At 47.0% G+C, this 26,840-nt stretch carries 13 protein-coding genes; 7 read left to right on the top strand and 6 right to left on the bottom strand.

The annotated features are described in order from the left end of the window. Positions 1–6 precede the first annotated feature (6 nt). Positions 7–2,202, bottom strand: a complete 2,196-nt coding sequence (locus K1X61_08185; GenBank protein ID MBX7108606.1) for a glycoside hydrolase family 9 protein — start codon at positions 2,200–2,202, stop codon at positions 7–9. A gap of 239 nt (positions 2,203–2,441) precedes the next feature. Here K1X61_08185 and K1X61_08180 point away from each other — a divergent pair, with 239 nt between their 5' ends. Further along, positions 2,442–3,464, top strand: coding sequence for a fumarylacetoacetate hydrolase family protein (locus K1X61_08180; protein ID MBX7108605.1), 1,023 nt, complete (start codon positions 2,442–2,444; stop codon positions 3,462–3,464). 36 nt (positions 3,465–3,500) lie between these two features. Here K1X61_08180 and K1X61_08175 read toward each other — a convergent pair whose 3' ends face one another. Next, entirely contained in the window at positions 3,501–4,049 is a 549-nt protein-coding gene (locus K1X61_08175; protein MBX7108604.1) for a hypothetical protein, read from the bottom strand. A 381-nt stretch (positions 4,050–4,430) separates the two neighbouring features. On the opposite strand from K1X61_08175, the gene K1X61_08170 reads away from it, so the two are divergent. From K1X61_08170 to K1X61_08145, 6 genes are all read left to right on the top strand, one after another. Further along, positions 4,431–5,210, top strand: coding sequence for an enoyl-CoA hydratase/isomerase family protein (locus tag K1X61_08170; GenBank protein MBX7108603.1), 780 nt, complete (start codon positions 4,431–4,433; stop codon positions 5,208–5,210). Next, positions 5,207–6,265 (top strand): hypothetical protein, encoded by a 1,059-nt coding sequence (locus K1X61_08165; GenBank protein ID MBX7108602.1) that lies wholly within the window; start codon positions 5,207–5,209, stop codon positions 6,263–6,265. The genes K1X61_08170 and K1X61_08165 overlap by 4 nt, the downstream gene beginning before the upstream one ends. Positions 6,266–6,445: 180 nt before the next feature. Continuing rightward, positions 6,446–7,399: an isopenicillin N synthase family oxygenase gene (locus K1X61_08160; protein ID MBX7108601.1), complete on the top strand. Its 954-nt coding sequence runs from the start codon at positions 6,446–6,448 to the stop codon at positions 7,397–7,399. A 7-nt stretch (positions 7,400–7,406) separates the two neighbouring features. After that, complete coding sequence (gene chrA / locus K1X61_08155) at positions 7,407–8,633, top strand: chromate efflux transporter (protein ID MBX7108600.1); 1,227 nt, start codon at positions 7,407–7,409, stop codon at positions 8,631–8,633. A gap of 362 nt (positions 8,634–8,995) precedes the next feature. Continuing rightward, positions 8,996–14,461, top strand: coding sequence for a T9SS type A sorting domain-containing protein (locus K1X61_08150; GenBank protein ID MBX7108599.1), 5,466 nt, complete (start codon positions 8,996–8,998; stop codon positions 14,459–14,461). A gap of 370 nt (positions 14,462–14,831) precedes the next feature. After that, positions 14,832–22,745, top strand: a complete 7,914-nt coding sequence (locus K1X61_08145) for a T9SS type A sorting domain-containing protein (GenBank protein MBX7108598.1) — start codon at positions 14,832–14,834, stop codon at positions 22,743–22,745. A gap of 93 nt (positions 22,746–22,838) precedes the next feature. Here the strand turns inward: K1X61_08145 and K1X61_08140 are convergent, their stop codons facing one another. The 4 genes from K1X61_08140 to K1X61_08125 form a co-directional block, all read right to left on the bottom strand. After that, on the bottom strand, positions 22,839–23,321 hold the full coding sequence (locus tag K1X61_08140) for a DsrE/DsrF/DrsH-like family protein (GenBank protein ID MBX7108597.1): 483 nt from the start codon (positions 23,319–23,321) through the stop codon (positions 22,839–22,841). Between the two features lie 24 nt (positions 23,322–23,345). Next, on the bottom strand, positions 23,346–23,654 hold the full coding sequence (locus K1X61_08135) for a TusE/DsrC/DsvC family sulfur relay protein (protein ID MBX7108596.1): 309 nt from the start codon (positions 23,652–23,654) through the stop codon (positions 23,346–23,348). A 2-nt stretch (positions 23,655–23,656) separates the two neighbouring features. Beyond that, positions 23,657–24,916 (bottom strand): FAD-dependent oxidoreductase, encoded by a 1,260-nt coding sequence (locus K1X61_08130; GenBank protein ID MBX7108595.1) that lies wholly within the window; start codon positions 24,914–24,916, stop codon positions 23,657–23,659. A 368-nt stretch (positions 24,917–25,284) separates the two neighbouring features. Continuing rightward, entirely contained in the window at positions 25,285–26,739 is a 1,455-nt protein-coding gene (locus K1X61_08125) for an SUMF1/EgtB/PvdO family nonheme iron enzyme (GenBank protein ID MBX7108594.1), read from the bottom strand. Between the last annotated feature and the right edge of the window lie 101 nt (positions 26,740–26,840).

Here is a 26,840-nt window from a genome sequence, read left to right as displayed (position 1 = left end):
ATATAGCTATTGTTTCGTAAACTTTCCGGTAACCACACCGGAAGAAGTCTGTAACCTGATAAGATAACTTCCGGCAGGTAAGTTATTTATTGAAAGCTGGCAGGGCAGCAGCACTTTGCTGAATTCCTGTACCGGCCGGCCATCCATAGAAAAAATGTTGATGCTTGCCGGTATTTCATCCCAATCATCAACATCGGCCATCAACACGTCATCGGCAGGGTTGGGGTAAAGCAATAATGCCTTTGGCTCCACTACTATTTTTTCCTGTCCTTCTTTAAAACTGTTGCACGTTCCGCCGGTAAACCACGACAGCAATTTAAGGTAACTCGCTTCGGTGTAAATGGCCACTTCCGTGATCTGCCATGAATCCTGCGGCCAGTTCGCATTCCAGTCGCGATAGGATTTCTGTACAGGTTGATAAAGCGGCGGTGTAACCTGTGCAGCATTGCACTGACTGTTATAACTGCCGCAACCATTCGGACAACAACCATCCAACGCATAAGATGGGTTTGCTCCACCCGGAATAAAACCCGGCGGCGGGCCATAGGTGGAAGTACCTGCACGGTCCCACAATGCACTGCCGTCTGTAAACCATCCATGGTAGATTTCATTTACGCAGGTATCACCGCCAAGCCCGTACATATTGCTCAGGTAGGTGATGCCGACCGGATTTACGCCGTGCAGGTAATGAAGAAACCCCGCAGCGGCGGAGCTGTAGTTGGCCGCATTCGAACTGTTGAGATTATAACGGATCATATCGGTGAACATGGTGCCTTGTACGCATTTAAATTCGTTGTTGCCCCATGTATAGTTATCGTCTGACATGAATGCACGGTATGCATCTGATTTATTTTTATAAGACGGATAATTATCAGGGTTACCCGACTTTACTGAATTGCTGAAAACACTTTTAATGGCCGACGCAACGGCAGTTGTTTTGCCGTTCACCTTGCTGTAATAAAGCAGCATGTCCTGCTCCGTGGATTCAAACGGATAAGCATAGGACCATTGCATCATGTGCACATTATTGTAGTTGTTGTCGAAAACGTCACGGTACACCGTGTTTCCTGTAATTTTATAGAGGAAACATGCGGCTGCAGTCTTCCGTACCATCCTTCCATAATCATCCACTTCCTGCTCTCCGGCGGCAAGCGTTCCTGCATTGTAGAAGGTGACATTTGGATTGGCAATGGCCCAGTTGTATGCACCTATTGCCGCTGTTTCCAGGGTATCTGCAAATGCTGTCATTGCGTTATTGTTTAATGCGCCGAACTGAACTGCTGCCAGTGCAAAAACAGAGGCGCCCGTCAGCGATGCGGACGTGGTGGCTGGTCCATACCGTCTGAATGCTGCATCAGCGGAAGGCGGCGATGCCGTGGCATAGTTCTGCGTGCCCATCACACTGAGCAGCGACCCGTTGTCTTCCTGCATGCGCAACAGCCACTGTAACTCATAGCGTACCTCATCGAGCAAATCCGGTATGCCGTTACCGGATTCAGGAATGCCTGTATCATCTTTCCAGGCAGTAGGATTTTCTTCATAGGCAAGCAACAGCGAAACCAGGGTGCTCCAGGTAAAATTGACATACTTGTTATAATCTCCCGCATCATGCCATCCACCGTGTAAATCGCGCGAAGAGGTTACGGTAGGATTGGTGACCAGCCTGCAATCGAGATCCTGCTGTGTCCCCAGGTGACAGGCTGCATCCGTCCAGCCATTGCCGGCAAAAGGAAATGCTTTGGCCGTACCGCACCGCTGATAATAAAAGGTGCGCAGGGCTGCTTTCAGGGCTTCATCATAAGTATTGTCGCCGATATGGAACTTGCAGGAGCCAACCTGGTTCGTCTTGTCAAAAATGTAATAATCTCCCGGCGTACTCACAGCGGAGAAAGTAAACCACCATGCCTTGTCACCAGATTGAACATGCGTTGCACCGCCGTTCCATGGTTTGATGGTTCCTGTAAAGACAGCCACGTCATCACTCCATCTTCTCACTTCATATTTATTGTTTGCTGTGCCCGGTGTAAAATGATCATTGGCATTGTAACCTGTTTGTGGGTTACTGATCACTGCAATTTTCACAGCATCACAACGATAACCAAACTGATCGACATGAATATGGTAGTTGATGACAGCCGGTCCGGCCATGATGGTAAGAGAGGATACATACAGGCTCAAAAAGGAGAACAGCAGTTTTTTCATGTTGGATTTTTTTAAATGAAAGTGTTTAGTGGCCTTATCATGTACAGGCATATTTCATTACGCAACGCCATTTAAAAAGTTTTCCGGCTGTAATGCATGACATTCAAAATTATGCTGGAGGAAACACAGTCGGCGTACATGCTTAGCTTGCACCAATATGGTTAACTGATGAAAGTTTTCTGATTCAGATACTATCTTTAGCGTCATCTTGAAATCCTAAACCAGTTATTGACTCAATAATGAAACTCATCAGCTATTACAACCCCACCGACGAACAGGATCATCTTGCCATAGTGCATGAAGATAACTACTACGACTTGCAGGATATGGATTGGCGCCTGCCCGGCAACATGCAATTGTTTTTGTATGGTGGCGAGGAAGCCTTTGAAATAGCCATAGAATACGACAGTATGCTGAAGGAGGGGAAGTCCGTCCGCGCGAGACCCAAACCACTGAGCGGGATAACATTAATGGCGCCTGTTCCGCAACCCACTTCCTGCCGTGATGGTTATGCCTTCCGTCAGCATGTGGCGGCAGCACGCAGAAACCGTAAGGTGGACATGATTCCGGAGTTTGATCAGTACCCTATTTTTTATTTTACCAATCATAATGCGATACAGGGACCGGGAGATATTGTCTGCATGCCGGATCATTTTCAAAAACTGGATTTTGAACTTGAAGTGGCCATCGTGATTAATAAGAAAGGGCGTAACATCCGCGCGGAAGAAGCCGATAACTACATCGGTGGTTATATGATCATGAACGACATGAGCGCAAGAGTCTTGCAAATGGAAGAAATGAAACTGAATCTTGGTCCTGCAAAAGGAAAGGACTTCTCTACCGTCATCGGGCCATGGCTGGTTACGCCGGAAGAACTGGAAGCATTTAAAGTGCCTTGTAAGCAAGGTCATGTTGGTAACAATTACAACCTCGACATGAAATGCTGGGTGAACAATAAACTGGTTTCAAGCGGTAACATGAGCGATATGGACTGGACCTTCGCCGAAATCATTGAACGTGCATCGTATGGTGTTGATTTACTACCCGGCGATGTTATTGGCAGCGGCACCGTTGGCACCGGATGTTTCCTGGAACTGAATGGTACCGGCAAACTGGAAAACCCTTCCTACGAAGAACAGTGGCTGCAGGAAGGAGATATCGTGGAAATGGAAATCAGCGGGCTTGGACATCTGACAAATAGAATTGTAAAGGATGAAAGTGATTTTTCAATTCTTGCCCTGAAGAAAGATGGACAGTCCTGATATTGTATTATGGATGCATGCATCTTCACCGGTTATTTAGAATCGCCTGTTCACATGTATTGACAATACACCTTCCGTCTTTAGATTCCCGAAATTCAATCCTGAACATTTCAAAGTGATGGTGCCTTGCTGAAAATCGAGGCTTTGGGGGCAGATAAGAAATGTATTTACATCATAGGCCACAGGAAAAATCTTCAGCGCTTCACCATGGGAATCAAGGCTCACAGGAATAGTTTGTTCAAACGGGCCGAAGGAAGGTGATTGCAAAACATCACCCAGGCAATCATAGGATATTGACCTGTAGGTCGTGATTTCCACGATACCGCCGTCATCTGCTACGATGGCCAACACATTCACCGCTTCACTCCACGATACAACCGCATTGCCGGTTTCGTGAATAGTATCTTTCTTGCCCGAAGGATGCGTCACGATCCAGGTTACTGCAGGTGCTGTCTTATCTTGAAAATCAGGTTTTGTTTTACATGAATCACAGGATGACAGGCAGATCACTACAGCCACAGACATGATTATGCCTGCCGGAAGAGAAAGGGTGCGGCAAGAAAAAATGCTGACGTTCTGTGTCATGAGATCATATGGTCTGGTTTCCTCAAATGTAAATTTCTTTGACCGCATTGACAATGTCTTTCATTATTTGTTTCAAACCCGGCAAAAAACAACATGCGTAATCAACCAGTCATAAGCCACATCCTGCCTGATGCTGCACAAAAATTGCGCTTGTGTATATTTACCGCTGCAGATTCGGGTTGCTGCCGCCAGGCAATGGAATTAGCAGTGACAAATGACTATGGTAATGAAAGCAAAGGAAAGAGGATGGAAAATTCTTGACACAACAAAGACGAAAAATAACAGTTAGGGAGCATACTTCTTTGTGTTGTTGATTGTAGCCTTTTATGGCGGCATTAAAAATTCCTGTTCTTAAAAAATATCAATTGAAAACTGATCTCCATGTTCGAAACCATCTTGTTTGAAATCACCGGCGCCAAAGCCACCATTACACTGAACCGCCCTGAAGTATATAATGCATTCAATGATCTTTTGCGTAAGGAACTGCTGCAGGCCCTGAAAGAAGCGGAGCGGCAGGTGGCAGTGCGTGTGGTGGTGATCACGGGTGCAGGCAAAGCTTTTTGTTCGGGGCAGGATTTGAAAGAAGTGATGGCGAATCCTGATCGCAAAATTGCCGAATCACTGCACAACGGCTATAATCCTATCATCAGGCAGTTGCGGAATATGCCGAAACCGGTGATCTGCCGGTTGAATGGCGTGGCAGCAGGTGCGGGTTGTTCTCTTGCCCTTGCCTGCGATATGGTGATAGCGGCAGAAGAAGCGGCACTCTCGGAGATCTTTATCAATATCGGGCTTGTGCTCGATTCCGGATCAGGCTATTTTCTTCCCCGGCTGGTGGGTTCGGCTATGGCATTCGATCTCGCCACTACCGGAAGGAAAGTAGGAGCAGCGGAAGCGGTGGCAATAGGCCTTGTAAAATCCGCTGTTCCGATGGATCAGCTCGATAGTGCCGTGCAACAGGTTGCTGACTTTTATGCCAACGCTCCAACGAAAGCCATCGGCTTGATGAAAAAAATGCTCAATAAATCTTTCCACTGCGACCTTGACACTATGCTCGGTTATGAAGCCTATTGCCAGGATATTGCTGCCGCATCGGCTGACAGTAAAGAAGGCATCAGTGCCTTTCTGCAAAAACGCAAACCACAATTCAAGGGTGAATGAACCGGATGATGGTGAAGTTGTATGCCGGCAACTGCCGGTTATTTTCGCGGCAGTGTTGGCTGTTGGCCCTGCTGTTGACCGTTGCATCCTGCCACTCTGGTAAGCCACCGGATCTCTCCGGTGTGGAGGTTGATCTGAAACTGAACCGGATGGAAAAAGATCTGTTTGCACTCAGCGCTTCCGCCTATCCGTCGCAGATAGATTCCCTGCGCAAAAAATATCCTGTTTTATTTCCATTTTATTTCAGAGAGATAGGCGGATGGGACCTCGAAGCGGATACCACCAAGAGTTGGAAGGACAGCATCTGGCAATATGTACAGTCGCCTTATTCACAGGCATTGTACGATTCCACGATGATGCGGTTTGATGATGTGACGGTCTTTGCACAAAATCTTCAGCTGGCACTGCGTTATTTTAAATATTATTTTCCGAAGGCTGCCATTCCGGAAGTCAATACGCTCATTAATGCGCCTCCCGCCTTTACAGTCGGCAACGACCTGTTATGCATAAGCCTCGATAAATACCTTGGTCCCGGTTCAGCATTTTATAAATATGAAACCGAACCGGTGCCGCAATACCTGCTGCGCCGTTTTACACCCGAATATATGGTATGTAATTGCATACACGTACTGGCAACAGCCAACTTTGAATTCAATGCTCCCGGTAAAAAATTGCTGGATGCCATGATCTACAATGGCAAGATTCTTTATCTCAAGAAAAAGGTTTTACCCGCAGCCGACGATTCCATCATCACCGGTTATACAAAAGCAGATCTTGTATGGTGCAAAAACAATGAACCGGAGATCTGGAAATTTTTTATTGAGAAAAAATTGCTGTACAGTACCGATCCGCTGCAATATGCTAAATATATAAACGAAGGGCCATCCACTTCCGGCATGCCTGAAGAAGCGCCCGGCAATATCGGGAGCTGGGTGGGATGGAGGATTGTTACGGCATTCATGGAAAAGAATGAAGGATATACACTGCAGCAGCTCATGGAAGAAACGGATGCGCAGAAGATTCTGTCCGCTTCAAAGTATAAGCCATTGCGGTGAGCAGCTTGTCAACAGCAGGTCATCTGCTCATGGCATGTCTGGAGTTGTTGCAGCACTGTCAGGTGCCGGGTAAATGAAAAGAACAGATGCCGTTCATCATTTTTTTCTTCACTAATTCTTCGCTTCACTTTCCGATTTCTTCTCTTAGTTTTACATTCATTGAAAATTAAACATTAAGCCATGGATCATGTACCTGTTGTTGACTTGTCAGATTATATTTCCGGCACACCGGAAAAGAAACGCAGTTTTATCAGGGAGCTGGGTGATGCATATCATACCGTAGGATTTGTTGCCGTGAAGAATCACGGTATCAATGATAAAATGATTGAAGAACTCTACCGGGAAGTAAAAGCATTTTTTTCTTTACCGGATGAAATCAAATTCAAGTATGAAAGGCCCGAACTTGCGGGGCAAAGGGGTTATACCTCTTTCGGCAGGGAACACGCTAAAGGAAGCAAGGTGGCTGACCTGAAGGAGTTTTTTCAGTTTGGGCAGATGGTGATGGATGATGACCCGATAAAAAAAGAATATCCCGATAATGTATGGGTAACCGAACTGCCGGGTTTCAATGAAGTAAATATCAATGCATATAAAAGTTTCGAAATCGCCGGCGGCTACCTGATGCGGGCCATCGCCCTTTATCTTGATCTTCCGGAAATCTATTTCGATAAGAAGATTCACAACGGAAACAGTATTCTGCGTGCCATTCATTATCCGCCTATCACCGGCGATCCTAAATCGGCTCTGCGTGCAGAGCAGCATGAAGACATCAACCTGATCACCTTGCTCGTAGGCGCTTCTGCTGAGGGACTCGAAATTTTTACACGCGACGAAAAATGGGTGCCGGTGACAGCTATGCCGGGACAAATTGTGGTGAATGTGGGAGATATGCTGCAACGGCTCACCAACGACCGGCTGAAATCAACCACGCACAGGGTTGTAAATCCGCCGAAGGAGTTATGGGGCACTTCGCGTTATTCCATTCCCTTCTTCCTGCATCCACGTTCTGAAATGCGGCTTGATTGCCTGGGCTCCTGCATCTCACTGGAAAATTCCCGTAAATACGATCCCATCTCCGCCGGTGAGTATCTCGATGAGCGATTGATTGAAATCGGCCTGAAAAAAAATAAATGATCAGCTCATGAGGCCCAGGGCCCTCATCTATCTGAAAGATATCTTCCTGGTTGCCATCACCTCATTCGGTGGCCCGCAGGGACATTTGGCAGTGATGAATCACATCCTGGTGGTGAAACGCCGCTATTTCACACACGATGAGCTCCTGGAGGTGAACGCACTCTGCCAGATGCTGCCCGGTCCGGCTTCCACGCAAACCATTATTGTGCTCACGCAGAAAAAATGGAATGCGCTGATGGCCATACTCGCATTGCTGGTATGGATACTTCCCGCATCATTGATAATGTCGTTGCTCGTGGCCGTGTTTTCTACTTTCGAAACACGAAATATGCCGACCGACTTTCTGCTGTTTATTCAACCGATGGCCATCGGTGTAATTGCTCATGCCGGATTCAGGATGGGACTCCATGTGGTGAACAACAGGACTTCTGTCTCCATCATGCTGCTGGCCATAGGGGCGGCGCTGGCCGTTACTACTCCATGGACATTTCCGCTTATTTTATTGGGCGCGGCAATAGTCACCAATATAACGCACAAAGAGAGGGAGAGCGAAGCCATTGTCTTTCCTTCTCAGCAACCATCAGGCGGGAACAATGAATTACAAAAGGTAAAATGGAAGCATGCCTATCGTGGCATTACCATTTTCTTCGGTGTGTTTTTGCTGGCCGGTGCACTGGCACTGGTTACTAAGGCAAAACCATTTGTACTGTTTGAAAACTTCTTCCGCTTTGGTGCGCTTACTTTCGGCGGCGGCAGTGTGCTGGTGCCGATGATGTTTGAACAGTTCGTCAAGCACCATCATTATATCTCAGCAACAGATTTTCTTTCCGGCCTGGCCATCAATCAGGCATTGCCGGGCCCGTCATTTGCCCTTGCCGCATTTACAGGAGGAATGGCGCTTAAAGGCATGGGGGCCACCTCGCAGTTTGGTGGTTGTATAATTGGTATCGTAGCCATTTTTTTGCCGGGCACGCTGATAGCTTTTATTGTCTACCCATTCTGGCAATATGCCAAGCATTTTGCCTTCGTAAGAAAATCGCTCATCGGCATCAATGCGGCTTCCGTAGGGCTGGTGCTTGCCGCGGCTGTGATACTTTACACCAACCTGCAGTTTCTCTGGATCAATATGGGTGTGGTAGTGATGACTTTCCTGTTGCTTGAATTTACCAGAATTAAAGCACCGGTGCTGGTGCTGCTGGCTTTGGCAGTGGGAATTCTTTATGCAGAACTCTGAGTAAATTGCTGTGTCGCAAAAAGAATAAAATGAGCCAATGGTAAATTGCATCATATCTTTCATAACGCTATTTCCACTGACCCCGAAACAACACCGTTTTACGATAGTATCGCAATTTCATACTGCATAAAAAAACATAGCGGAATAACAGCTCATTACAGCGCACGTTTCTTCAAATGATGAATACGCGGATAAAAAAAGTAAACGGTATTAAACCAATTAATCTTAAGTTTACTTTTCGGTTTGCGAAGGCATCAGGCGTGAATGCCACCTGAGAATAATATTGCCGCAATGCCTTCTGTCAGACCAACTCAACCCAACCCAACCCAACAATACCATCTCCAACCATTAAATGACTATTCATGAAACAAAACATTTACTCCATCACAGCAAGACTACTTGGTTTCTTCCTTTTGCTATTTGGCCAGCCTGCTGCTGCGCAGTATTGCTCCGGGTCATTCCTGAACCTGTGTACCTCAAATGATTTTATCAATAACATCACGCTGAACAGTCTTTCCAATAATGGTACGGGCTGCAATGGTAATACCAACAATTATATTGAATACCTGCCAACGGGAACATTAACCACCACGCTCGAATCCGGTTCTTCCTATACTATCAGCTTGCAGTCAGGTATTCAATGGCCACAGGGATTTGGAGTCTGGATAGATCTTAATAACGATTTGGATTTTGACGATCCTGATGAATTCCTGTATGCTTCACCCACGGCCAGTATCAACCTTTTTACCGGACCGGTAACGATTCCCTCCAATCCGGATTATATTGGTGCAAGGCGGATGCGGGTACGGTGCAAATACAACAGTACCATCCTGCCAACGGAGTCCTGCGCCAGTTTTAACTATGGTGAAACGGAGGATTACACAGTTACCATAGCACCTGCCACCAGCAGTATGGAATATGTTTCCAGCACCGTGGTTCAATCAAATTCCGATGCGTTGTCGCTCGGGCAGCAGGATGCGGAGATGATAGGTATTCAGGTTAATACGATCGGCGGACTTAATCCAATCGACCTGACCTCTCTTACTATCAATGACAATGGTTCCACCAATTTCGCCAATGATGTAGATGCCGTGAAAGTATATTACACAGGAAACAGCCCTGTTTTCAATACGGATCAGTTGTATGCGATTGCTACCAACCTTTCAGCACCTATTGTTGTCAATGCAACACTCTCTTCAGGTGCCAATTATTTCTGGGTCACGTACGATATCTCACCCGGTGCACAGCTTGGTGACACACTCGATGCCGCCTGTACGCAGCTGGTGATGACAGGCGCCGCCGGTACACAGGTGCCGACGGTTACTTCACCCGACGGTTACCGGGTCGTTAATTATTGTTACCCGATATACGAAAATCTATGCACTTCCAATGATTTTATTGACAATGTAACACTCAATACGTTGAGCAATCTTTCCAGTGGCTGCAATGGAAACACCAATAACTATATCTATTACCCTCCTGCCGGAAACTTTACCACATCACTGGAATTGGGTGGTAACTATACTGTTTCCCTGCAGGCAGGCCAGGAATTTAACCAGGGCTTTGGTGTATGGATTGATTTTAACAACGATCTCGACTTTGCCGATGCAGATGAATTTGTGTATGCTTCTCCGGCGCCCGGCACTGAAATCTTCCTTGGTAATATCAGTATCCCCAACAACATTGCTTACCTCGGTGACCATCGGATGCGTATACGCTGTATCTACAATTACGTGCCGCTTGCAAGTGATTATTGCAGCTCACAGTTCTATGGCGAAACAGAAGACTATACCATTACCATTACGCCGTCTACTACTATGACTTTTGTGTCAACAAGCACCTATCAGAATAATACACTGGATGTGCTGACCGGTGCAGCTGACCAGGATATCATAAGTGTTGAAGTGGTAACATCCGGAAGTATCAGCCCATTCAACCTCACTTCGCTCACGGTCAATTCCAACGGCAGTACTGATTTTGCCAATGATGTATCGAATGTGAAAGTGTATTTTACAGGAGCTGATCCCGGTTTTTCCACAGATGTGCTTTTTGGTCTGAGCACTAACCTTGGCAGTCCGGTCACCGGAAATGCCACACTCATTTCCGGCATAAATCATTTTTGGGTGACTTACGACATTACTGCTGATGCCGGAATAGGCGACTACCTCGACGCTGAATGCACCCAGGTGGTGATGACCGGTGCAGGAGGAATCCATGTGCCTGCTGTCACGGCGCCCGCAGGTAACCGGCAAGTAGGTTATTGCCAGGCTACCAGTATCTACGGATGCGGATTTTATTTTATTGATGCTGTATCAATCAATACTTTGTCAAACGTAAGCTCAGGTTGCAATGGCGCGGCTGATGGTTATATCAAATATCCCGCAGCCGGAAACAATACAACTACGCTTGAATTAGGCAATCCTTACCTGTTGTCGCTGGAAGGTCCGGAGTTTGCTTCGGTGGGTTTTGGCGTCTGGATTGATTATAATAACGATGGTGATTTTGAGGATGCGGATGAGTTTGTCTATGCTTCATCATTTGCTACTACCGGACCACAGGGTGGAGAGATAACAGTGCCGGATAACGCGGCTTATGTGGGCGAACGCAGGATGCGTGTGCGGGAGAAGGAGTATGCAAACGTGTTTGATTATGAATCATGCGCACAGTTCTATTTTGGTGAAACGGAAGATTATACGATCACTATTTCATCGCCGACCAATATGACCTACCAGTCGAGCACGACCTATCAGAATAACCTGAATGATGTGGTGATTGGTGAGACAGATGCCGAGATGATGCTGATACAGGTAGTAACACAAGGCACGCTTAACCCGATCGACCTCTTCTCCATTACACTATCGTCTGCCGGGTCAACAAATTTCCCCGCTGATGTTACCGGCGTGAAAGTGTATGCTACCGGTCAGAGCCCGGTTTTCTCCACCGGTAACTTATTCGGTTCAGCAACGAATCTTTCTTCACCGGTTTCCGGTGCACAGACGCTGAACACCGGCAACAACTACTTTTGGGTTACCTACGATGTCGCTCCGGCTGCCACGCTGGGAGATTATCTTGATGTCAGCTGTAATCAGTTGCAGTTGACCGGTGCAGCCGGAACACAGGTGCCTGCCGTAACATCGCCTGACGGCAGCCGGCAGGTCGGTTATTGCACGGCCGCAAGTTTGTATGGCTGCCAGTATTATTTCATTGATGGGGTTACCCTGAATACATTGTCTAATCTGACCGGTTGTAACGGAGCTTCCAATGGTTACATAAAATATCCTGCTACCGGAAGTAACACCACTTCGCTGGAAGTAGGCAGCAGTTACACGATTACACTGGAAGGTCCGCTCTATAACCCGGTAGGTTTTGGTGTATGGATTGATTTTAATAATGATGGTGATTTTGATGATGCTGATGAATTTGTTTTTGCTTCACCAACCTATGAAACCGGTACGCAAAGCGGGTTGATCTTTATCCCTGCCAATAATGCTTATTTGGGAGAACGCAGGATGAGGATAAGGGCCGAAGACTATGCTGTTATAGGCAGTACTGAAGCCTGCACGACATACTACAGTGGCGAAACAGAAGACTATACCATTACACTGGTGCCCGCTTCTACAATGGTTTTCAGTTCAGTTACCACGTTTCAAAATAATCTTTCTGCAGTACAGCTGAACATGCAGGACGCTGAGATAGCAGGGGTAAACATTCTCACCATCGGCAGCCTGAATCCCTATTCACTCAACTCCATAACTTTTAACGCAAACGGCAGTACCGATTTTGCCAATGATGTAACAGGCGTGAAGGTTTATTACTCTGGCAGTAATCCGGATTTTTCCACAGCGGAGCTGTTTGGCAGTGCATCGAGCTTATCCTCACCGATAACCGGTTCCGTTGCATTAGCTGGCGGTGCCAACTATTTCTGGCTCGCTTATGATATTGCTGCCACAGGCACCATTGGTCACTTTGTTGATGCGGAATGTGTTTCCATCACGCTGAGCGGTACAGGCGGAACACATGTGCCCGATATCACGGCTCCTGCAGGAAGCAGGGAAATAAATTACTGTGTGGGTACCTATACTTATCAATGTACATCCGATGACTATATCGACAACTTCACGTTCAATACCCTGTCAAACCTGGCATCGGGCTGCAATGGTAACGTTGACAATTACATTAATTACAACCCTACCGGTAATCTGACTACTACTGTCATGATAGGAGGCACTTATGATCTTACCGTACAATCAGGCCCTGACTGGATGGAAGGATTCGGAATCTGGATAGACTATAACAATGACGCGTCCTTTGACGGAGCTGATGAATTTGTTTATGCATCACCCGATTACGGAACCTCGGTGTACACCGGAACAGTTACCATTCCCCTGACTGCATCGTATGTCGGACAACACCGGTTGAGAGTCAGGTGTAATTACTATGATACTGTTGCCGCTGAAGAGTATTGCAGTTTGTTCTCTTACGGCGAAACGGAAGATTATACGATAACCATTGAGCCGCTGCCACCTTGTACCGGTGTGCCGGAACCAGGAACCTTATCGGTTACACCGGATGAGTTCTGCGCTGCCGGAACAGTCGCCTCACTCACCTTGTCAAACTATCCGCTGGCTGCTGATATCGCTTTTCAATGGGAGCAGTCTGCTAACGGCACTTTGTGGAATACTATTTCCGGAGCAACCGGTTACACCTATGCAACACCACCGTTGTCGGCCACTTCCTATTATCGTGTAAAAGTGACTTGTAACAATTCCGGAGGCTCAAGCTATACCAATGCGGCTGTGATAAACATGGTGGCTGCTCCCGCCGCTCCTGTAGCAGCGGATGTCACGCATTGCGGTCCTGGTACAGTTTTGTTATCGGCTTCAGGCGGAAGCGGTGTGTTGCGTTGGTATGATCAGCTCACGGGAGGCACGCTGCTGGGCACCGGCGCATCATTCACTACACCCTATATCACTGCCACCACCACATACTACGTTGAAGAATATATTGGCACCGACATCACAGGATGCTCCAGTCTGCGCACACCCGTGAAGGCAATCATCTATCATCCTGCTATTGCAGCATCTGTTGATCTCGATTCCATTTGTGCCGGCGGTAGCGTAAATCTCCAGGCGGAAAACAATGGCTCCGGAACATTTAACTATCAGTGGACACCTTTGATTGCAGGCATGATACCGGCAAACGGACAGGGTGCTTCCGTGATCGCTCCTCCGGCTGCCAATACCGTATTTACCGTTACTGCCTCAGAAGTGAACGGGCAGTGCGATACCTCGCTCTCCGTTGGCGTCATCGTTTCGCCCTTGCCTGTAGTGCAACTGACAGGTTTAAGCAATACCTATGAAGTGATTGCGCCGGCTGTAACGCTGTCCGGAACACCGGCGGGCGGCAACTTCAGCGGGCCGGGTGTTACAGGTAATAGTTTTAGCCCTGCGGCTGCCGGCGTCGGCGGTCCGTATGTGATCAGTTACACTTATTCCGATGCGAATGCATGTACCGGTGTGGATACGGTGCATGTGGTTGTCACCTTCCCGATAGGCATCGATCAGCCGCTGACAGCGGAGAGGATCATCATCTATCCCAACCCTGGTGACGGGCTGCTGGTGCTGGATATAACGGCTCCGCATATAACCGGAGAGTTGGATTGCAAGGTGTTCAACATTGTGGGACAAGTTGTGCATGAAGAAACCATCCATGTGAATGGGGAACGGGTTACCCAGTCATTCGACTTCAGGCAATGGTCTAAGGGCACTTACTATTTCGAATTACGAAATGATGATCAGGTGATCAGGAAAAAGATCGTGATTCAATAGCAATTGTTCTGAACAGCATAAAAGGGCAGCACACATTCGCTGCCCTTTTTTTGTGCCTGGTTAGCAACGTGCAGCATTTGTTTGCAGAGCTGCCGTAGTGCTTAAAAGGAATTCTGTTGGCTGCGCCGGCACTTTCTGTGTCTCCTGCCGTCATAGTACAGCCTGAGAGCCCGCAGACATTCAGAATCAGTCCTGACGACAGGGCTTTTTGGGCTTGCAAATTCGAATGCAATCCCGTAGGTTTACTGAAAAGAAACAGATTCCGGAAAACTTCTACCACTCCTTTTTTTATTGCTATGCTTCTGTGAATGGAGTTCGCCGGCGTTTCGCTTTTTCAATATACTCTTTTAACGAAAATTCAAATCGTACAATGAAAGCGAATCACTACAACCTCTTCATCGCACTTTTTCTGCTTATCATGACTGCAGGAAGTACAACAGCACTCGCACAATACTGTACATCCAACCTTTATTTTTACGGATGTACCTATGGCGATTATATTGACAATGTAAGTGTAGGAACTATCAGCCAGGTTTCTACCGGCTGCACCAGTGGCAATGCAGGCTATAGTGATTATACGTCTATGTCAACCAACCTGGAACAGGGATCAACTTATACCCTGACGGTTTCTGTTGGAACATATGGCCAGTACGTTTCCATGTGGATTGACCTGGATGATGATGAAGTTTTTGAACCCACAGAGAAACTGGTTTCCTACCTCTACTGCGGAACACCGTTCACCAACTACAGTGCAAATTTCATCGTGCCTTTCTATTCATTACCCGGCGACCACCGCATGCGTGTAAGGAGTGTTGCATATTCTTATCCGCCGCTTGATCCTTGTATTCAGTATTACTATGGTGAAGTGCATGATTACACCGCGCATATCACGCCTCCGGTAAATATGACTTACTTATCTGGTTCTGTCATTCAAACCAATACCACAACTACCTCCACCGGCAGCAGCGATGTGGAGATCATCGGTGTGCAGGTAGTAACAAATGGCAGCCTCAGCCCATTGAGTGTATCTTCCCTTACGTTGAATGCTTCCGGTTCAACCAACTTCGGAAGCGATGTGAGCAATGTTAAAATTTATTACACCGGTAACAGTTCGGCATTTGCCACTAATAACTTATTCGGATCTTCCACCACACTGGCAGTACCCATCACCGGAAACCAGGTGTTGGCACAAGGCACCAACTATTTTTGGGTGGCTTATGACGTGTCCGGTACCGCAACAATAGGCAATTACCTGGATGCGGCATGTACGCAGGTGAATATTGCAGGTTTGGGTAACCAGGTACCAACAATAACCGATCCGTATGGAAACCGGCAGATCAATTATTGCCTGCCCAACAACACCAATGGTTGTTATTTTGCTTACATCGATGATGTAGAGCTCAACACCCTGTCTAATGCAAGCAGTTATTGCAATGGCAGTACGGATGGCTATATCTACTATGCTCCCAACGGCAGCTTCACCACTAGCTTAGAGGTCGGGAGCACCTATCCGCTGACACTGAGCGGCCCGCCTTACGAACCGGTTGGATTTGGTGTGTGGATTGATCTGAACAACGATGCAGACTTTTCTGATGCCGGTGAATTTGTATTCTCAACACCAACCTACGGATCAGGTGTTGTATACGGAAGCATCACGATACCACTCGGAACATCATTGGGTGAACACCGCATGCGCATCAGGGCAAAAGATTATGGAACGGTTGCCTCATCGGAATCCTGCAGCACATTTTATTATGGTGAAGCGGAAGATTATGCTATTACACTCACGAATGCTACACCGATGACTTTCGTTTCAGCCACTGCCACTCAAAATAATACCAGCGCAGTTGAGCCCGGCGACCAGGGCGTGGAAATATTGGGTGTGCAGGTAGTCACGCAGGGAAGCCTCACACCATTTAACCTGAATTCTCTCTCCGTAAATGCAAATGGTTCAACCAATTTCGCAGGTGATGTATCCAATGTGAAAGTCTATTATACCGGACCGAATGCCGCCTTTTCCACTACTGGTCTTTATGGTACGGCTGCCACCTTGCCGGCAGTAATCAGCGGAAGCCAGCAACTTAATTCCGGAACAAATTATTTCTGGGTCACTTATGATCTGAACAGCAGCGCACAGATTGGTAATTACCTGGATGCGGAGTGCACACAAATCGTGCTGTCGGGCGCAGCAGGTACCAAAATACCGGACGTAACAGCACCTGCCGGAAACCGCATGATAAATTATTGCACGCCTTCAACGTATTATGGCTGTGGTTATGCTTATATCAACGATGTGATATTTAATACGCTCTCCAATACAAATACAGGATGTAACGGCAATCCTGATGCTTACATCTATTATAGTCCTTCCGGCAGTCTTACCACGAGTGTTGAAATTGGTTCGTCTGTCAACATCAGCCTCTCCGGGAATGTCTCCGACTATGTGGGTTTTGGGGTATGGATAGATTTCAACAATGACGGCGATTTCAGTGATGCTAATGAATTTGTGTTCGGCTCACCTACTTATGGGATCGGCACGCAAACAGGCGTTATTTCCATTCCAAACAACAGCGCTTATATCGGTGAGCACAGAATGAGAGTACGGTCGCAGGCCTTTGGCACGTTCTCACCGTCACAGGCATGTACACTGCTTTTCAATAATGGTGAATCAGAAGATTACACGATTTCCATCGCGCCACAGGGGCCAATGACCTTTGTTTCGGCAACGGCCACACAGGAGAATACCAGTAATGTATCCCTCGGACAGAATGATGTGGAAATCCTGGGTGTGCAGGTTGCTGTTTCAGGAAGCCTCTCACCATTTGCCCTTACTTCTCTCACACTCAATGCCAATGGAAGCTCCGATTTTGCCGGTGATGTTACGAATGTAAAAGTGTACTATTCTGGTACCAGCCCTGCTTTCTCTACTGCTACTTTATTCGGATCTTCTTCCAATCTCGGCAATCCGGTTACCGGTAACCAGCTTTTATCGGCAGGCACCAATTATTTCTGGGTAGCATATGATGTGTCGGCGACCGGTTCAATGGGTGACTTTCTCGATGGAGAATGCACACAGATCGTATTGAGCGGCGCCGGTGGAACGCATGTTCCATTAGTGACAGCTCCAGACGGATACAGGGCTATTGACTACTGCACGCCATCTTCGATTTACGGTTGCTATTATGGTTACATCGACGGTGTAACACTGAATACCCTGGTAAATACGGCTACGGGTTGCAATGGCAATACCGGCAGTTATATTCAGTTTCCTGCCTCCGGCAATACTACCACATCACTTGCCCTGGGCGAATCTTACGACATACAGCTCGATGGTGGTCCCTTTTATGAAGGCGTTGGTTTTGGCGTATGGCTTGATTTTAACAACGATGGCGACTTTGAAGACAATGGTGAATTTGTTTACAGTTCTCCATACGTAAACTATGGATCGCAATACGGCACCATCACGATAGCGAGCGATCCCGCTTTTGTAGGTGACCGCAGGATGCGCGTTCGTTCGAAGGACTATAGCCTCGTAAATATCAATGAGTCATGCGGAGATATTTATTATGGTGAAACGGAGGATTATACGGTTACCCTAACACCCGCCGTCACCACCATGAGTTATGTGTCAAGCACGGCCACACAAAACAATATTTCTACGGTGTTGCCGGGCGCTGCTGATGCAGAAATCATTGGAGTGCAGATTGTGACATCAGGTGCACTGAGTCCGTTCTCCGCCACTTCATTTACAGTAAACTCAACAGGCACTTCCAATTTTGCTGCTGATGTAAGCAATGTGAAAATCTATTACACCGGCAATTCACCGGTGTTTGCTCCGTTAAACCTGTTTGGTTCCGCAACCACACTTGCTGCTCCAATCTCCGGCAGCCAGGTGCTGAGTGCGGGTACAAATTATTTCTGGGTTGCTTATGATATATCGTCCAATGCCAATCTTGGCAATTTTGTAGATGCACAGTGTACACAAATTGTAATGACGGGTGCCGGTGGAACACAAATACCTTACCTCTCTGCCCCTGGCGGAAGTCGTGAAATCAATCTTTGTGTTCCTGTGTATGGTACGCCATGCTCATCGGGTGATTACATCGATAACTTTACCTTAAACACATTGTCTAATCTCTATTCCGGATGCAATGGCAATACGAATAACTATATCTATTACGATCAGGGAAGCTACACTACCAACTTACAGGGAGGTTCTACCTACGCGTTGAGTGTGCAGGCCGGTCCGATTTACAGCCAGGGATTTGGTATTTGGATTGACTATAACAACAATGCAGACTTTGGTGACCCCGGAGAGTTCGTTTATGCGTCACCGTCAGCAGGCACTCAGTTATTTAACGGCAGCATTACGGTGCCGGTGGATCCTGATTTTTATGGTGACCGGCGACTGAGGGTGCGCTGCGTATATGCCAATACGCTTTCAGCAAGTGATTACTGTAGCAGTAATTTTTACTATGGAGAAGTAGAGGATTATATGATTACAATTGATCCTCCGCCAACTTGTTCCGGTACGCCGGTGGCAGGTATTGCAACAGCTGTTCCTGCTGTTCTTTGCGGATCAGGCGGTAGCAGTCTTCTTTCAGTCAGCAACTTCAGTGCCGCTGCCAATATTGCTTTTCAATGGCAGCAGTCGCCGAATGGATCATCCTGGTCAGGAATTCCGGGGGCAACCAATTCAACATACAATGCAACTGTTGCTTCCTCCACTTATTATCGCGCAACTGTTACCTGCACAAATTCAGGACAGTCGGCTAACTCAGATGCAGTACAGGTTAAAGTAGGCGGCAGTGAACAGATTACCGCTTCATCAGGAGGCTCTGTTTGTGGTGAAGGCAATGTAACATTGAGCGCGTCCGGCAATGCCGACTATGTGCTTTGGTATGCCAATGAAACAGGAGGTTCACCTTTGTATTATAGCGCCAGCCCGTCAAGCTACACTGCTTATGCAACAACACCGGTAAATTATTATGCTGCTGCAGCAACAGGTACGGTGAATGTTGGCGGTGTAGGTCCGGCTGATTATAATTTCGGTTCGATCAATCAATACTACACCTATGCATTTGAATATTTCAGCGTTTACAAGAACTGTAACCTCGATGGAGTATATGTTTATCCGGCTGCACCGGGTAACGTGGTGATCCAATGGACTGATCAGAATTATAACATCATTCAAAGTGTTACCTATCAGGTTACCGAAGACCAGGTAAATCAAAAGACATTTATCCCTCTTGATTTTGCGTTATACCCGGGCACTAATTTTCATCTGGGATGGTCGTTTGGCAGTGTGAATCTTTACAGTAACGATTATGGTGCGGTTTACCCATATGAGCTCGAAGACGTGGTTTCCATTACAGGAAGCGCTTATGGTGGCACCTATTATTTCTATTTTTACGATTGGCAAATCAACTATAGCACTCTCTGTGAATCAGCCCGGACACCGGTGCTGGCCAACGTCACACCCTCGCCCGAAATCACCGTAACACCCAATCCTGGTACGGCTGCTATCTGTAGCGGTTCAGGTACCTCCGTTGCACTTGTAGCCGCAGGCCCGTATACTTCCTATACCTGGTCGCCGGCAGACGGATTGAGCAGCACTTCAGGTTCTTCCATAACAGCTAACCCTGTTGTTTCAACCAGTTATATTGTAACGGCAACAAATACTACCTGCACCAATTCAGACACCATAACAGTGAGCGTGGTGGATCCGCCGCAGATTACCGTAACAGCAAGCCCTGATGCAGTTTGTTCCGGCGGTGTTGCCAACCTGTTGGCTGAAAGCCCGGCAGCACAGTATTCAGTCAGCCAGATTCCGTTTGCCCCGTTATCAACCACGGCGGGTATCAACGTATCGCTTACTGACGAATCGGTTAGTGAAGCACTGCCCGTCGGGTTCTCTTTTAAATTTTATGGTATTGACTATTCGCAGTTTTATATCTCTGCCAATGGATTTATCACTTTTGATCCGTTTACTGGGGCAGGTTGCTGTTCAGGACAGTATTTGCCTAATTATAACTTCCTGAAAAACCTTATCGCCTTTGCATGGGAGGATCTGAACCCGGGGCTCGGTGGATCGGTCACTTACTACACTACCGGCACTGCACCAGCCAGAAAACTGGTGGTCACTTTCGATAATATTCAGCATTATCTCGGCGGTGATCCTGTTACCGTGCAGGTAATCCTCTACGAAACCTCCAATAAGATTGAGATTCATACAACCGCTATGCCCGGCAATCCTTCCACCAGCTGGCTGCCACATACCGAAGGCATTGAAAATGCAGATGGTACCGTTGCACTCACTGTTCCCGGAAGAAATGCAGATGCCACCTGGGCAGCGACGAATGATGCATGGAAGTTCAGCCTGCCGGAATATAATTATAGCTGGACACCGGCCGGCTCGCTTGACAATGCTGCGATTATGAATCCGGCTGCTTCACCATCGTCAACTACCACTTATACAGTCACTGTTACCGATCCGGCCTCACTGTGTGCAACAACCGGAACGGCTACCGTTAACGTATTGACTACACCCGTCGCCGGAACCATTGCTTCCAGCCAGGAACAGTTCTGCGAAAGTGGCCAGGCTTTGCTGACATTAAATGACTATTCTCCGGGAGCAACGCTTCACTGGCAACAGTCGTTGAACAGCGGTGGACCTTATACCAATATACCGGGTGCAACATCAGATCAATACAGTACACCATTGCTGAATACTACCACCTATTATGTAGTGAAAGTAAGCTGCCAGAATGCAATTACTTCTCCGGAGGAACCAATCGTAATCAATTATCCGCCGGATGGACCCGTTGGCATTGAAGGAGGGCATTGCGGCCCGGGTTCAGTACTGTTAGGTGCAACAGGTACCGGAAACGGCAGCCTTAACTGGTATTATGCTCAAACAGGAAATTCTTACCTCGGATCAGGTTCTCCATTCAATACACCGGTTATCAATACCACCACCACTTTCTGGGTGGAAGAAGGGTTGCCCGCGCCGGCACCATTAGCGACAGCTTATACCGGATTCTATTCGCAAACCGGCTCCATGTTCGATATCACGGCTGTCAATGAAGTATTCATTACCGGATTTGACGTTCATCTTCAATATGGCACCGGAGATTTTGAAATCTACTACAAGCAGGGATCCTATGCAGGGTTTGAACAAAATCCCGCGGCGTGGACACTTGCCGGTATTGCCACCGGTGTGCCGGCTGCAGGTTACGGACAGCCTACGGCCATACCTGCCGACTTCAGCATTCACATGGATGCCGGAGCAACATATGCTTTCTATATAGCTTCAACCAACTACAGCTATATCTATTACGATATCGGCACATCCGTTGGAAACGTTTATGCATCCGATGCGAATATCCAGGTTAAAGAAGGTGCCGCAGACTATTATCCGTTTGGTTACCCAAGTGCTCCATACAAATGGAATGGAACAGTGCATTACCTGGCGCCGGGCTGTGCCAGCGAAAGAGTTCCTGTACTTGCTACAATCTATTCGCCGCAAGTACTGGCTACAGCATCGGATAACGACATCTGCGAAGGTGATATGATTGAACTGAATGCAGAAAGCGCCACAACAGGTAGTTTCAACTATGAATGGTCGCCAGCAATTGCCGGCATGGATCCTCAGAATGGCATGGCGCAATCGGTTACGGTAGTACCGCCCGCATCGATGACTTTTACAGTTACAGTGACTGACCCCACTGCTGATTGTGATACCGTTGTATCGGTAAATGTGGTGGTGCATCCTACACCGGGCGTACTCATTGGCAATCTTGCAACCCAGTATTATGTCACCGATCCAGATGTGGTGATGGAAGGCATCCCTGCAGGAGGCATTTTCAGTGGGCAGGGTGTGTCAGGCAATGTCTTCAGCCCTTCAACAGTTGGTCCGGGTACCTATGCAGTCACCTATACTTACACAGATACACATGGCTGTACAGGTTCTGTTACGCAGGATGTACATGTAGTGATATTGTCGGGTATAGCAGGCCTTTATGATCAGTACGAATTACTCTTGTATCCTAATCCGGGTAATGGCCTTGTTACTTTGGATCTGAAACTTGCCAAACCTGCAGATGAAATAGTAATCAAAGTGTTTAATATGGTTGGTCAGCCTGTTTACGAAACTGCTTTAGGAAAAGCGGCTGATGAAATAAAGAAAACATTTGATTTCAGTCAATGGGCAGCAGGTTCCTATTACATGCAGGTGATTGTGGATGGAAAAACTTCCTACCGGAAACTGACCATTCAGCAATAGGGCAGAAGCGGGGAAATTCAGTTTAAGAACAGCATAAATAAAACCGGCGCTGATCGTTCATCAGCGCCGGTTTTTTATGCTTGTATGATCGTTTCAGATAAAGAGCATATGGGTGCCTTCACCGTTAGCGCGGTTATAAAATCCGCCAACGGTCAGCACACCTTCGATATTCTCACTGAGGTCTTCTTGCTTATAATGGAACATGTCCATCGCCAGTTTGCAGGCCCACATCTTTACGCCGGATGCCTTCAGGATGTCGAGAAATTCCGGTACATCCGGTATATCAATTTTTTCCATTTCCTTTTTCATCATGGTGGTGGCTACTGCTTCCATACCGGGTAATCCGCCAACGAGTGTTGGAAGATGCATGGCTGGATTTCCTACCGTGGCGATATGCAAATGATTCAGCCGTTGCTTGTGAACTGCTTCCAGTCCGAAAAAGGTAAAGAACATCTCGGCTTCTATGCCTTCCGACCTTGCGCCATTAGCGAGAATGAAGGCTGCGTAAACACTCTCCAGAGTTGCTTTTGAGAGAATGATCATCATTTTTTTGATGATACCATTATTTGTGTTCATAGTAGTTGGATTTAAGATGGTGAATCAGATACAGCTTACAGGTTTTGGAATGCCAGCAATCCTGGTAGCGGTTTTCAGCGGCCCTTGCGGAAATAGCTGATAGAATTCTTTGATGTCAACCACGCCGCTTTTGCCTACTTTCCGGATGCTGAGTGGCACTTCTTTCCTGTATTCGTCCTGCAAGTAGCTCAATACCTGCCAATGACGGGGCGTCAGTGTGATGCTTGCCTCTTTGGCAATTTCCTCTGCTACTTCTTTATTCCATTCGCTGAAGTTGGTGAGGTAACCTTCTTCATTTACGGCAATGGTTTTGCCTGCAATGATCTTTTCCATGATTAGTTATTTTTAGGTGAGTCATAATGTTTACCGCTTTCCGACATGGCCGTGGAGACGAAAGGAATATGAGTTCCTTTCAAAAGCATATGCCAGTAAATCCAACGGAACGCCATTTTTCCCATGTGGTTCATCCTGCTTTCTTTCAATAATCGCAGCGGACCAATACCGGGAATGGGAAATTCGCCTGCTACCGGTTCGTGCGAATAATTGAAATCGAGCAGCAGTGCTTTGCCGTTTCCGGTTTCTACAAAGCAATTGGCATGTCCGTCAAAGTCTGCCTTCAATGGCTGTCCTTCAATGTAGCGCTTGATGTTTTCAGTGAGTATTTCCGCTTCAAAATGTGCAACGGAACCTGCTTTGGAGGCAGGCAGGTTACTGGCATCACCCAAAACGAAGATTTCCGGATACGCTTTAGATTGAAGGGTGCCTTTATTAGTAGGCACATAATTCAATTCATCGCCCAGCCCTGACCGGCCAATCAGTTCGTCGCCTTTATTGGTGGGGACGGTTACCAGCAGATCAAACTCAACGGCGGCACCACCATAGTCAATAATTTTTTTATGTTCATTGTCCACCCGTTCAATGGCAAAATCCGCTACGATATGGATATTTTTCTCTGTCAGCAGGTGATCAAGCGCTTCCGTTGCTTTTGGCTTTGTAAAAGCGCCGCTCATCGGTGTCACGAATGTTATGTCCACCTTGTCGCGCATATGTTTATGCCGGAAGTAGGAGTCGGCGAGAAAGGCGAATTCCAGCGGGGCCACCGGGCATTTGATCGGCATCTCTGTAATGTGTACCACCAGTTTTCCGCCTTCCCAATCGCGTAGTTTGTTGCGGAGATTGAATGCGCCGTCGTAGGTGTAGAAATCAAAAACGCTTTTCTTCCATTCTGCGCCCAGCATGCCCTCTGTTTCTTCCGGTGCGGGTTTGGTGCCGGTAGCGATTATCAGCAGGTCGTAATGAAAAGTATCTCCGTTTTCAGAAATGATTTTCTTTTCTTCCGGTAGGATCTTTGCGAGCTTCTCCTGCATGAAATTGACTCCGTGCGGTATGAAATCGCGGATTGGTTTTTTAATATCTTCCGGTTCATAGATATCGAATGGAAGGAATAAATAACCCGGCTGATAATAATGTGTGTCGCTTTCATCGATAATGGTGATCTCCCATTCGAGCGGATCAAGTTCGTGTCGCAGGTGATTCGCCATCATTGTTCCGGCGGTGCCGGCTCCAAGGATCATGATGCGTTTCATAGTGGTCATTGTCTAAGATTTTAGTGGATTTTCAGGGTAATATTTGCGGTACAAAGGAGCGACTGATCTGCTTCATAATATATGACCTTTGATATGTATTGAACTGATCTTTGTCAGTTTTAGGCATTGGATACGCCTGAATGAACAGATAGCGTTAAATGAAAGCCATAGAGCGGTGTTCCGGTTGCTCACGACAGGTTTTACTACTTGCAGCCTGATGCATATTGAACCAGGGATAAATCACAGCAGATGGTAAAATCGTAGCTGACGATTCCTAATCTATCAGTAAAGGTTTTGGATCACATTGGATAGAAAAAGCAAAAGCCCTTCCGGATTACGAAAGGGCTTTGAATCATTTAGTATTAATGCCGGAGTGGTTACTTCTTCTTTTTCGGTGCATCAAACTCTTTGCCGCTGGGGAAGTCATTTCCTGTAGGACTACCCAGTCTCACCATTGCACACCGGAATCCAAGCGTTGACAATGCAAGATTTTCATCCAGAAATCTCCTGGTGCCGGGTGAAAGATAGTAGGCCATATCAGCCCATGAGCCGCCTTTGTAAACACGTGCTTTGTCATTGATGAGTGAAGAAACGGAATAATTGTATTGCACTTCTGACAATGAGTCACCATCGAGGAAATTGATTACATCGCTTCGGCGATAATTCAGCCTGTTGGCACTCTCAGCATCAGACATCGGCACCTTGATTACTCTTCCAAGGGAATCCTTGTCAACATGATAACCTTCTTCATCCAGGCTGTCTTTCATAAATACATTACCCCGGAAACCGTTGAAATCACTGGCATCATAAAATGTATTCGGCCGGTAAACATCAGCCACCCATTCACTCACATTGCCCGCCATATTATAAAGACCAAAATCATTTGGAAGGAAGGAAGTAACCTGTGCAGTGATGTCGGCATTGTCATTCAGCCCGCCGGCAACGCCCATCATATCACCATTGCCGCGTTTAAAGTTGGCGAGAAAATCACCCTGCCATCCGCCATGCTGCGGATCACGCATCTGATCACGGTTCCATGGGTAAATCCTGCGGTCAGTATACAACTCCTCATCTTTATATGGGTTATTGCCAATCAGTGAAAGAGCTGCGTATTCCCATTCTGCTTCCGTAGGTAAGCGGTATTCAGGCAACAGGATGCCATCTTCCATCCGTACTTTCCTTTCGCCTGTTCCATTCGGATTGAGATCTTTCAGGTTTTTCTTGATAGCTCCTTCGTATTGTCCGACAAGATAGGACTGCGTATTAAAGTTGTCTTCATCCACCTGGCTAGGATTCTTATCCAGGATGCCTTCGCGTATCATGATCCATTCATTAACGCGATCGGTCCGCCAGGCACAATAGTCATTGGCTTGCACCCAGCTAACACCCACAACCGGATAATTATTAAAAGCCGGATGCCGGAAATAGTATTCCACATATGGTTCGTTATAAGCAAGTTCATCGCGCCATACCAATGAATCGGGCAGGGCCCTTTTCACTACTTCAGGAAAATCAGAACCAAAGGTGCGTCCCAACCAGTATAGATATTCACGATAGTGTACGTTGGCAACCTCTGTCTCATCCATATAAAAAGATGACACCGTAATCTTTTTGGGAATATTGTCAAAATCGTAAGTGAGGTTCTGTTCAGTATTGCCCATCACAAATGAACCGCCTTCCACCAAAGTCAAACCGGGTCCGGTTTCCTGGCCATCAAAGGCCCTGACTTCAAATCCGCCCCATTTGCTGTCGTTATAGTTCCAGCCAGTGGTAGCAGACTGCTCTTTTTTACAAGAGCTCAGCGAAAAAAGCAGGGTTGCTGATACGAACATCAGCGAACCGGTATTGATAAGAGACCGCTTCAGCATGTTTAGTTAAATTACGTGAAGAGAGAGGTAAACGCAAATGTAAATTATTTATTTCAAAATCAGCA

The sequence above is a fragment of the Chitinophagales bacterium genome (genome assembly GCA_019694975.1).
Lineage (GTDB): Bacteria > Bacteroidota > Bacteroidia > Chitinophagales > UBA10324 > JACCZZ01.
Note: the sequence above shows the minus strand (reverse complement) of the source record. Positions and strands in the feature narration are given on the sequence as shown.

Excerpts from the sequence above, each read along its gene's own strand:
- K1X61_08125 (MBX7108594.1), bottom strand. The coding sequence starts at position 26,739 with ATGTTCGTATCAGCAACCCTGCTTTTTTCGCTGAGCTCTTGTAAAAAA.
- K1X61_08145 (MBX7108598.1), top strand. The coding sequence starts at position 14,832 with ATGAAAGCGAATCACTACAACCTCTTCATCGCACTTTTTCTGCTTATC.
- K1X61_08130 (MBX7108595.1), bottom strand. The coding sequence starts at position 24,916 with ATGACCACTATGAAACGCATCATGATCCTTGGAGCCGGCACCGCCGGA.
- chrA (MBX7108600.1), top strand. The coding sequence starts at position 7,407 with ATGAGGCCCAGGGCCCTCATCTATCTGAAAGATATCTTCCTGGTTGCC.
- K1X61_08160 (MBX7108601.1), top strand. The coding sequence starts at position 6,446 with ATGGATCATGTACCTGTTGTTGACTTGTCAGATTATATTTCCGGCACA.
- K1X61_08175 (MBX7108604.1), bottom strand. The coding sequence starts at position 4,049 with ATGACACAGAACGTCAGCATTTTTTCTTGCCGCACCCTTTCTCTTCCG.
- K1X61_08135 (MBX7108596.1), bottom strand. The coding sequence starts at position 23,654 with ATGGAAAAGATCATTGCAGGCAAAACCATTGCCGTAAATGAAGAAGGT.
- K1X61_08165 (MBX7108602.1), top strand. The coding sequence starts at position 5,207 with ATGAACCGGATGATGGTGAAGTTGTATGCCGGCAACTGCCGGTTATTT.
- K1X61_08150 (MBX7108599.1), top strand. The coding sequence starts at position 8,996 with ATGAAACAAAACATTTACTCCATCACAGCAAGACTACTTGGTTTCTTC.
- K1X61_08180 (MBX7108605.1), top strand. The coding sequence starts at position 2,442 with ATGAAACTCATCAGCTATTACAACCCCACCGACGAACAGGATCATCTT.
- K1X61_08185 (MBX7108606.1), bottom strand. The coding sequence starts at position 2,202 with ATGAAAAAACTGCTGTTCTCCTTTTTGAGCCTGTATGTATCCTCTCTT.
- K1X61_08140 (MBX7108597.1), bottom strand. The coding sequence starts at position 23,321 with ATGAACACAAATAATGGTATCATCAAAAAAATGATGATCATTCTCTCA.
- K1X61_08170 (MBX7108603.1), top strand. The coding sequence starts at position 4,431 with ATGTTCGAAACCATCTTGTTTGAAATCACCGGCGCCAAAGCCACCATT.